8 protein-coding genes are annotated in these 9,334 nt (G+C 41.0%); 2 read left to right on the top strand and 6 right to left on the bottom strand.

The annotated features are described in order from the left end of the window. Positions 1-284 precede the first annotated feature (284 nt). From raiA to fliW, 6 genes are read right to left on the bottom strand one after another with little or no spacing between them, the layout of a single operon-like run. Positions 285-818, bottom strand: coding sequence for a ribosome-associated translation inhibitor RaiA (raiA, locus tag Q0314_RS03695; protein ID WP_298056627.1), 534 nt, complete (start codon positions 816-818; stop codon positions 285-287). Between the two features lie 51 nt (positions 819-869). Beyond that, complete coding sequence (locus Q0314_RS03690) at positions 870-1,349, bottom strand: hypothetical protein (protein WP_298056623.1); 480 nt, start codon at positions 1,347-1,349, stop codon at positions 870-872. Then, positions 1,349-2,287 (bottom strand): type II secretion system protein, encoded by a 939-nt coding sequence (locus Q0314_RS03685; RefSeq protein WP_298056630.1) that lies wholly within the window; start codon positions 2,285-2,287, stop codon positions 1,349-1,351. The genes Q0314_RS03690 and Q0314_RS03685 overlap by 1 nt, the downstream gene beginning before the upstream one ends. Before the next feature lie 5 nt (positions 2,288-2,292). Next, positions 2,293-2,898 carry a type II secretion system protein gene (locus Q0314_RS03680; protein ID WP_298056621.1) on the bottom strand — a complete coding sequence of 202 codons (606 nt, stop codon included), beginning with the start codon at positions 2,896-2,898 and terminating at the stop codon, positions 2,293-2,295. Continuing rightward, complete coding sequence (locus tag Q0314_RS03675) at positions 2,895-6,764, bottom strand: hypothetical protein (RefSeq protein WP_298056618.1); 3,870 nt, start codon at positions 6,762-6,764, stop codon at positions 2,895-2,897. The genes Q0314_RS03680 and Q0314_RS03675 overlap by 4 nt, the downstream gene beginning before the upstream one ends. Positions 6,765-6,783: 19 nt before the next feature. After that, positions 6,784-7,167 carry a flagellar assembly protein FliW gene (gene fliW, locus Q0314_RS03670; RefSeq protein WP_298056615.1) on the bottom strand — a complete coding sequence of 128 codons (384 nt, stop codon included), beginning with the start codon at positions 7,165-7,167 and terminating at the stop codon, positions 6,784-6,786. A gap of 151 nt (positions 7,168-7,318) precedes the next feature. On the opposite strand from fliW, the gene bamD reads away from it, so the two are divergent. Together bamD and Q0314_RS03660 are read left to right on the top strand one after the other, a co-directional pair. Beyond that, a complete protein-coding gene (gene bamD, locus Q0314_RS03665; RefSeq protein ID WP_298056612.1) occupies positions 7,319-7,966 on the top strand; it encodes an outer membrane protein assembly factor BamD in 648 nt (215 codons plus the stop codon). A gap of 9 nt (positions 7,967-7,975) precedes the next feature. Then, positions 7,976-9,334: LON peptidase substrate-binding domain-containing protein (locus Q0314_RS03660; protein ID WP_298056609.1), on the top strand; the 1,359-nt coding region annotated here is incomplete at its 3' end.

The following is a 9,334-nucleotide window of genomic DNA, read 5'->3' as shown; positions in this document are numbered from 1 at the left end:
TCGACAGGATCATAGTTAAAAACTCCTTTGAAAGTTTTTAACTTATCTTGAGCCTTTAAAAATATCTTTCAAATTTTGATTTTACCTAAAAATCTTTCCGTTAAAAGCGCTTTATCTGTATTATGTAAAATTCTTTATCGTTGATAGTTTTTGAAATTTGAGATTTATTTCATAAAATTTAAGCAATTTACTATGAAGTCGGCAACAAGAATGATTGAATTTTGATTGGTATCTTTGTGGATTTAAAAAGTAAGAAGGCGAGAGTTTATCTCGCCTAAATTTGATTAATAAAGTCCGAATTTGCCGTCAGAGCGTTTGTAGATCACGCGCATTTTGGCGTCCATATCGTTAAATACGTAAAACTGTGCATCGCTATCTTTTAGCTTTTGCATAGCCTCCTCTATCTCTAGTGGTTTATATAGCTCAAGCTCCATAGGTATTATCTCATCTACCTCGCCGTCGTTTATATGTTCGTCGGCAATCGCAGCTCTAACAGCTTTGCCATCGTCTTTATTTTTGACGGTTGTGTTTTTGTCGTGCTCGCGGCGAAGTACTTTTGACGCGCGTTCAAGCGCAAGATCGACTGCAGCGTATAGATCTTTATCTTTGTGGCGGATTACGATCGTGTCTTTTTTTGCCAAATTTAGCGCAAATTCTACGCTAAAGCCTTTTTTGCCGTTTTTTTCGTCCGCAGAAACTACGCAACGACCCGAAATAATATCCAGTCCGTATTTGTTAAGCGCATCAAATGCGTTTTCTATATGTTGTTTGATTGGGTCTGTTAGGTCAAATTGTTTACCTACGATGCTTAGATTCATCATCTCTCCTTTACGTTAAAGTGCTAACATTATAGCATATAAAGTATTATTTTAGAGCTTTTGAATCGTGCGTCTGTGAATTCTTATCGGCGGGACATTGGCATTTGCCGACCTAACGACTACGTCTAATATAACCGTTCCGGCAGATGCAGCGGTAGATATCGGGATTACTGCCGTACCTCTACCGGCAGTACCGTCGCAAGCTCCTATAGTACCAAATACCCTGTTTATGGTTACTCTGATATCAAATAAGGATGTGTTTTGAACTCCGGTAGGATAAAACGTTTGCGGGACTATCACCGCATTTCTGTCTAAGCTTGCACAGTTTGCTGCTTGCGTAAAATCCACCCGTAGGAGATTAAAAATAGCTATCTCTGTAGCGCCCTGAGCCAGAAGTTCTGCTTGTTCTCGCAAAAAAATATGAGTGGTTTGTCTTGCTGTAGTCGCCGAGATATTTAATGAAAACATGCCTAAAGTAGCTATTAAAACTATAAAAATAATCGCAGTAACTAAACTAAAACCTTTTCTCATTAGTATATCGCCTTTGTTTTGCATACGGTAGTTTCCTCTTCGCCGTTACCAAGCGATCTTCCGGCATCTCTTATGCATAGCTTTAAAACCATGACATTATTGAGTTCTGTAAAATTAAATCTTGTTACGTTTGTAGCTAGTATATCCGAGCTTCCGTCATTGTATTCTTCTCCTGCCCATGGGCGAAAATTATAATGAAGCAATAAGTTAAAATCTCCGTTAGCGCTAGCTTGACCAGGGACCACTGCATAAGCGGTATGAAGCAGATAATACTGTTCAGAAATAAGCTGACCTCTATAATTTCTAATACTCAATACGGTGTCGGCGGTATTCTTTGTAACCAAAGCTATAGACTGTGCGTTTGTGCGATTATAGCCGAAAGATGAATTTACATTTAGACCCGTACCTTTAAATATCAAACCTATATTTCCATTGTTTAAACTGGCCCGTCCATTGGTAAGATCTCGTATGTTTTGATTTGCGGAAGCTGGATCAGTTTGTAAATTTTGCACCAAAAGCCTACTTCCAGGCGTTGATAGTCGTCCGCTATTTGTTGCAGGGTTTTTTGCGGCGCTAGTATTTGGATTATTTAGGTCTATAAAGCCAGTCCAGCTACCGTCTTGAAAACTTTCGTAGCTATAGGTTACCCATTCAAGAATGGGGAAGGTGTTGTCCAATCCAGCTCCTTGGGTAGATACAAATGTGCCATTTCCGTTATTGCTAAGCTGCTTTCCTATCGTTGAGCCTCTAACGCGAATGGAAAGCCGTTTTGCAATTTGCTCTAAAACTAATTCGGTTTGCATTTCTAGAGTGTTTATAGCCCTACTTTGAAGATAATTTCTATATATATTCAAGGTTATTTCCACCCCGGCATAGGATATTATTCCCATTATAACTATAACCATCATAAGTTCAATCAAGGTAAAGGCTTTTTTCATTTCTATCACCAAACCTTAGTTAAAAGCGCAGGCGCATCACCTATATTTGCTGAGTAAGCTCTCAAGATTATTTGATGGCCATTATTATTAGCTCTAGTATTATTTGTGGTAACAGCGATGGTTACTTGTTTTATATCCTGATTTGCCACTCCTGACATATTAGTGTTGTTTACGCTGGTTACAAGGGTTGAGCTTATAATGTTATCTCTGCTATAGGTAGTAGCGGCATCTTGAGGGATATTATTCATATTTATCCTATTGTTATTATAAGAATCAAGATTTTGTTCCCAAGATGCACATGCAGTATCTCTTGCTATTGCAGAAAAGTTTCGCCTTCTTGTGCCATCTATCCCATTTAAAGCGTAAAAATTAGCCAAGCCGCCGAATATAGGAGTTGGAGCAAGCTGAAGAGAGATATCGTTCGTGCAACCCCATGGAGCGGTAAGTACTAACCCCATCCTAGTTTTGCCGTCCATGACGCTTTCTTGAACAAGGGCCAAGCGATTATTCTCCGATACTTTTGCAATTAAATTTGGCACCGTCGCCATAGTTAACCCTACTATTACGATCGATAATATAAGCTCGATTAAGGAAAAACCTTTTTTTTTCACCAGTCTAACCTTTTGTTTGGTTTGTTTGATACGGTATTATTTAGGTCATTTGCTCCGCCGTCTATGCTTTGCGTACCCACGACGGTGCCTACCCCATCATTCTTCTGGTCTACTTTTAAGGCTCGCCCGCCCCATGTCATACCGATATTATCTCTAGTGAATGTGGCATTAAATCTATTTGTAACTGCTGCTGCATTGATCGGATCGAATACTAACCAGCTTGATGCATTCATTGAGATGACATCTGTTATTATTGCTCTACTTGATAGTCTTATGGTCTCTACGCCATTTACTATAACTATAGGATTGGGTGCTAATGCGGTTGTTGTAGCAGCATGTCCAAATGCCCCATGCGTTCCAAGGTTGATATTTTGATGCGTAGTATTGACAAACCAATTATTTGTTTGAGGTAGCGCATTAGCTGCATTGATTAAAGAATATCTTGCCACATTGCATGCATTGCAATAGATGCCGTAGAATACATTCGCATCAAAGCCACTTGCGGGCCCGATGTAGTCTGGAGCATATACTTGACCGTAGTAAAATTGCGTCGTACTGACGGCGGTAGGTTTTGCGTATGCGGCGCCGGCTACGGCGTCAGCGTCCGATATATTGCCTATCGTTAAGTTTTGGTTGCTTAAAGTAAACGGATTTTTAGGTACATTTACGCTTCTTGCAAAATTTAGTCTTAGGTTTACGTTTGCCGTGCCGCCGTTAAAAGCATTGGCGTTTACGCTATATGCGCCGTTGTTTGCTACGGCGTTTACTTTTCTTACGAAACTAGGCGGATCGTTATCAAAAAATATAATTGCATTTCGAATATCTGCAAGCGTCGCCGCACCGCCGTTGTTTGTTTTAAAGTCGCCTAAAATTTGATCGATTCCTAATGTAAAGCTATTGTTTCTAGAATAGCAACCGGTATGATATAGCGTAGCGACCGTCCTAGCGGCATCGCCTAATCTAGCCGTTAGATTAAACGTTACGTTTGCTCCCATAGGCGCGACGTTTGACATATATGTCATATTTCCGCCGGCAAAGTTAGTTACGGTTAAATTTTGCGCCGCTATATCATTTGGTACGAATAGCAAATTTTGCTCGCCTCTAGTTTGGGTATCGCAACCTATCTTGCCGTTTGCGTCTTCTGTCGTGGTATCGCTATTTGTTATACAGTCGCTAGGATTGCCGCCGGTACCTCTATCTACGTTTGTCCACTTCGTATCTATGGCATGTATGGCGACGTGTCCTATGTTTGGATATACGAAGTCGCTAGTAGCGCCGCCGCCTTGGGATATTTTTATTTCTCCTAGTCCGTTAGTGGTATCGGCTTCTAGGTTTATACCGTTTAAAAACGCAAAACTGTCCGTGCAAGTCGCCGGAACTAGAGTCGATCTTCTAAGCGTAATAGGTTTTATATTTGTCGAGTAGTTAGCTGCTGTATTGTTTTCATTATCTATGGCTTGTACCCATATATTTTTATACGCTCGTCCTCCGACCATGCTTCCAAAATTTGTCGTATTGGTTGTCCTATTATAAATTCGCAATTCCTTCGGTCTTATAGAAAACGAATCCGAACTACAAACTTTGTGGTCTATATTTTTCGCGTCTTTATATGAAAGTCTAAATATCAAATTTGGATAAGCTTTTTTGATTAAGATATTTTTTAGATCTATTATGCTTTTGTTAGCAAGGTCTGTTTTTAGTACTTCAATCGTTTTATTGCCTTCGATTACGTTTTGTGCACTATTGCAAGGTTTATTTGCTTCTATTACATCTACGTAAACATCGTTGGCAAAGTTAAAATCGTCAAGCTTTTTAACCTCCTTGCCGTTTTCTTCGCTTATGAATAAATTTACTAATTTAACATCAAATTTTCTTGCGGCAAGTTGAGTGAATAAATTTTCCGAATTACCCAATGCGCCGAATTTTTTATTTACAACTTTTGATGCTATACTTCCTACTCTTAGTTGATATTTTGTTTCGGTGCACTCTTCTATGGCGCCCTTATATGTTAGATTTATGCTCGCATTTTCAAAATTTGCGGTATATGAATTTCTAGCAAAAGCCTCTCCTAGTACGGTATCAAATTGTATAAAAGCTTGGTTACTACTTCCTATAGTACCGCCGTTGCCTCCGCCGGCGCCTTGACCGACTAGGAATTTTAGTTTACCTGAGGCATAAGTTTGCAAATTTGTATTATCTGGGTTTTTATCTCCCGCTCCTACGGCGAAGGCTGTTCCTCTTCCGACGTCGGGTTTTATAAACGTAGTATTGTTTATATATGTCAAATTTTTTGGATCCAGTGCAGTACCGATCGATAGTTTTTGAGCCTCTTCGTTTCCGTTGTTTACTATTTGGAGCCTAACTCTTAGCGTGTCTCCCTTTTCTGCGGTAGTTTTTTTGCCGGCATTGGTGCTAACCGGTTCAAAGTCTTGTTCGCTGGTTTTATTTTTGTCTCTAACATATAGCTTTTCTATATAGCATACTTTCGGTACATATAGATCGGTAGAAAACGCCAGCATACCCACGGTAGCCTCGTCACCTTGTAGGCTGCCACCAGGTCTTTTGATTATTTTTGCAGTTAGCCGTATGTCGGCAGACGTTTGCTTATTGGTAAGTTTTCCGGTAATATCGTATGTATCTAAATCCATACTCGCGTTATATTTTTTGCTAGGGTTTAAATGCTTATTAAATTTAGATATAGTGGAGTTAAACTGGTCGCCTTTTTGATTTAGGGTACTATCAAAAATTGAACTATACGGCGAATGGCTATCTTTTCTAATCTCTATGTCTTCGGCGGAGATCTCGCTCGCTGCGCCGAATGAAAGAGTGGTAAGAGAGGAAACTACCGCGCCGTTTACTGGAGTATAAAAGCCGCTAACCGTTATGTCTGCGCTTCTGCTAGCTCCCTTGTTTAAATCTAGCGGCGTTAGTAGCTTGATGCCGTCAAATATATTGACGCCTTTGGGTTTTATTTTTTTACCGTCTTTGCTACCAAAGTCATATACGATAACTAGTGCCCATCCTCCGTATCTAGGGGATTGCAGATTGTTAAACCATTTGCCGTCGGTGTATGAATATAGGCCCGGAGGTATTCCATCATGAGTTTTTATATTTCCTGCGCTAAAAGTTCTGCTTGCTACGGTATTTCCTAGGGACTCTTTTACTAGCTCGGTAACGTCAGCGCTTGTTTGATATTGAAATCTCATGCCCCTACTTGAGAGCGACCCAAACCAAAACGTATCTTTTTCGTGTGCGGTAATATTATAGTATCCTTTTGGTGTTCCGAATCTTATCGTATTGAAGTTTTTTATCGTATCAAAGTATTTATCTCTAGCCGTGTTATCGTTTGAAATACTCCAACCTAAAGAAAAACTTCCGGCCCAATAAAGTCTAGCATAAACAACTCTTTTTCCTACTATATCATTTGCTATGCTTGCTCCGTCGGTATTTTTCCTATCGGAAAAGTCAAAAGTCGCTTTTGATGAGTTTAAGCTATAGCTTGTATCCTCTTTTTCAAATACAACGTTTGTAATGGACGTATGTATCGTAGTGGAACTTAAAATAGGCCTGTAATTATAGCCGTATCCTTGAGAGCTATTGCCTACGGTTCTTAAGACGGAGGCCCCGATAGTCTCTATATCGCCGTATATTATCTTTCGTTCTTCTAGTCTTTTAACTCCGTATTGGTCTATTACTTCTTCATTTATGACTCTTTTTTGAAGATTGGCGGTTTCTTTATTGTCTAGATATCTGCTAGATGATGCAGATACTAAATTATGTTCCAGCTGATTTTTATCTTTTACAGCAAAGGCGCTACTTGAGCTTAGTAAAAAAATCGCAATTAAAAAAAAATTAGAATTTTTCACTTGGTTTTCCTTAAAATTTTTACTTCTCAATAAAATCCGAAATTTTTTCAGCCTGTTTATACATTGGATATGTCCATGCGTCAAGCACTATCTGTGAAAGCGTCATATTTGTCATGTTGCAAACGATAGGAGCGATGAAATTTACCGTAGATGTCTCGATCGGAGTGCTCACGACCATGATGTTGTAAATCCTTAGCTCGCTTTTGTCGTTTATGTCCATCAGCTCCTGATAGTACGTCGGTATCTCAAATTCGTAATTTCTCAAGGCATACGGATTTATCGCGGTGAAAGATGTATCGTCGTCCATGCTTTGAAGCTTTATGAAAAACTGATCTAATTCTTTTAACTCATAACTTTTGATGTGCTCAAAGCCTAAAATCGGACTTTTGACTTGAAAAACCATATACATCTCCTTAATTATACATTTACTTTTTTACGCGAATTGTATCCAAAATTTCCTATTTTTAAGCATAAAATGAAATCAAATTTACCGAAAAGCAATAAAAACAATGGTAAAATAGTCCGTTTTAAAAAATTTAAATTTAAGGGAAGGTATGAGAAATTTAATTAAATTTTTATCTGCGGTATTTTTTGTTGGTTTAATCGGCGGTTGTGCCGACAAATACACCGAGCTTTATAATCTAACGCCTGATCAGTGGTACTCTGAGATCATCGGCGATATCAAAAATCGCGACCTAGAAAGCGCCGACAAACACTACACGGCGATGTCTAGCGAGCACGTAGCTAGCCCGCTTTTGGAGCAAATTTTACTGATACTAGCTCAAGCTCACGCTAACGACGAAGAGTATCTGATGGCGAATTTTTACCTCGATGAATACCTCAAAAGATACGGCGACGGTGGCCCTAGGAGCGAATTTGCGCAGTATTTAAAAATAAAAGCGAATTTTGACTCATTCTCGCAACCCAATCGAAACCAAAAGCTAATGCAAGACAGTATCGCCGAGATAGAAAAATTTCTCTACATTTACCCAAACACGCAGTATCGCCCGCTGATCGAAACTATGCTGGTTAAATTTAAGCTCGCGATATACAACCTAGACGTGCAGATAGCCGATCTGTACGAGCGCACAGGTAGGGATGAGTCGGCGCAAATTTATAAAGAAAAGGTGCAAGCTTCGCCGTTAAACGACGCAAATATCGTGCTTCCGCAGCTTCCTTGGTATAGAAAAATGTTTGAATAGGAGCTAAATTTGCAAATTTACGAATCAAAAATGTTCCCGGCGCAGCTACCTGTCATCGTAGAGGACGAGCTATTTTTATATCCTTTTATGATCACGCCGCTTTTTTTGAGCGACGAGGAAAATATCGAGGCGCTAAATTTAGCCCTCGAGTCGCAAAGCCCCATCTTAGTCGTGCCGACGAAAGCGCAAAATGAAGGTGCACGAGAATTTGACTCCATCTACGACGCCGGCGTCATAGGCACCGTGATGAGGCGAGTACCGCTACCGGATGGTAGAGTGAAAATTTTATTTCAAGGAACTAGCAAAGGCCGCATAGTCTCAAAAGTATCCTCAAAGCCATTGCAAGCCGTTGTAGACGTGTTGCACGAAAAAAGACCCGAAAACACCAAAAGCGACGCGCTACTAACCGTACTTCGCGAAAAGGTGCGAGATCTGGCCGCGCTTAGCCACTTTTTCCCGCCCGATCTTTTAAAAACGATAGAAGAGAGCGCCGAGCCCAGCCGCGTTTGTGATCTCATCTTAAGCTCGCTAAGGCTAAAGAAAAAGACGGCGTACGAGTTTTTTATCGAGGAAAATTTGGAGCAAAAGCTACTAAAACTCATCGACTATGTCATCGAGGAAATCGAGGCAAACAAGCTCCAGCGCGAGATAAAAAACAAAGTCCACTCAAGGATCGATAAGGTAAATAAGGAGTATTTCCTAAAAGAGCAGCTAAAGCAGATCCAGCAAGAGCTCGGCTCCGACACGAGCCGCGAAGAGGAGATCGAGGAGTACCGCAAAAAGCTGGAAGCTAAGAAAAAATTTATGGGCGAGGACGCGTATAAGGAGATAAAAAAGCAAATCGACAAACTATCGCGCATGCATCCTGACTCCGCCGACGCAAACACGACGCAAAGCTACCTCGACTGGGTCGTAGAGGTGCCGTTTGAAAGTCTGGCGAACAAAAAACTAAGCGTGCAAGAGGTCGCAAAGCAGCTAAACGCCGATCACTACGGGCTTGAGAGGCCAAAAGATAGGATAGAGGAGTATTTTGCTCTGCGCGAGCTTTTACAGCTACGAGGCGTCGCGGGCAAGGTAAATAACGGCGCGATATTGTGCTTTGCGGGGCCTCCGGGCGTCGGTAAAACGAGTCTGGCAAACTCCATCGCAAAGGCGCTAAAACGCGAGCTAGTGCGCGTGGCTTTGGGCGGGCTTGAGGATGTAAACGAGCTGCGCGGACACCGCCGCACCTACATAGGCGCGATGCCCGGTCGTATCGTACAGGGGCTGATAGAGGCAAAGCAGATGAATCCTGTCATCGTGCTAGACGAGATCGACAAGGTCGGTAGGAGCTTTCGCGGCGATCCGACGGCGGTACTGCTAGAGATT

Origin of the sequence: uncultured Campylobacter sp. (assembly GCF_938040115.1) — a bacterium.
Classification (GTDB): domain Bacteria; phylum Campylobacterota; class Campylobacteria; order Campylobacterales; family Campylobacteraceae; genus Campylobacter_A.
The sequence above is the reverse complement of the archived record's forward strand: the minus strand, read 5'-3'. Positions and strand labels throughout refer to the sequence as shown.

Bases quoted from the DNA above. Each gene is read 5' to 3' on its own strand.
- raiA (WP_298056627.1), bottom strand. From the start codon at position 818: ATGAATCTAAGCATCGTAGGTAAACAATTTGACCTAACAGACCCAATC.
- Q0314_RS03690 (WP_298056623.1), bottom strand. From the start codon at position 1,349: ATGAGAAAAGGTTTTAGTTTAGTTACTGCGATTATTTTTATAGTTTTA.
- Q0314_RS03685 (WP_298056630.1), bottom strand. From the start codon at position 2,287: ATGAAAAAAGCCTTTACCTTGATTGAACTTATGATGGTTATAGTTATA.
- fliW (WP_298056615.1), bottom strand. From the start codon at position 7,167: ATGGTTTTTCAAGTCAAAAGTCCGATTTTAGGCTTTGAGCACATCAAA.
- bamD (WP_298056612.1), top strand. From the start codon at position 7,319: ATGAGAAATTTAATTAAATTTTTATCTGCGGTATTTTTTGTTGGTTTA.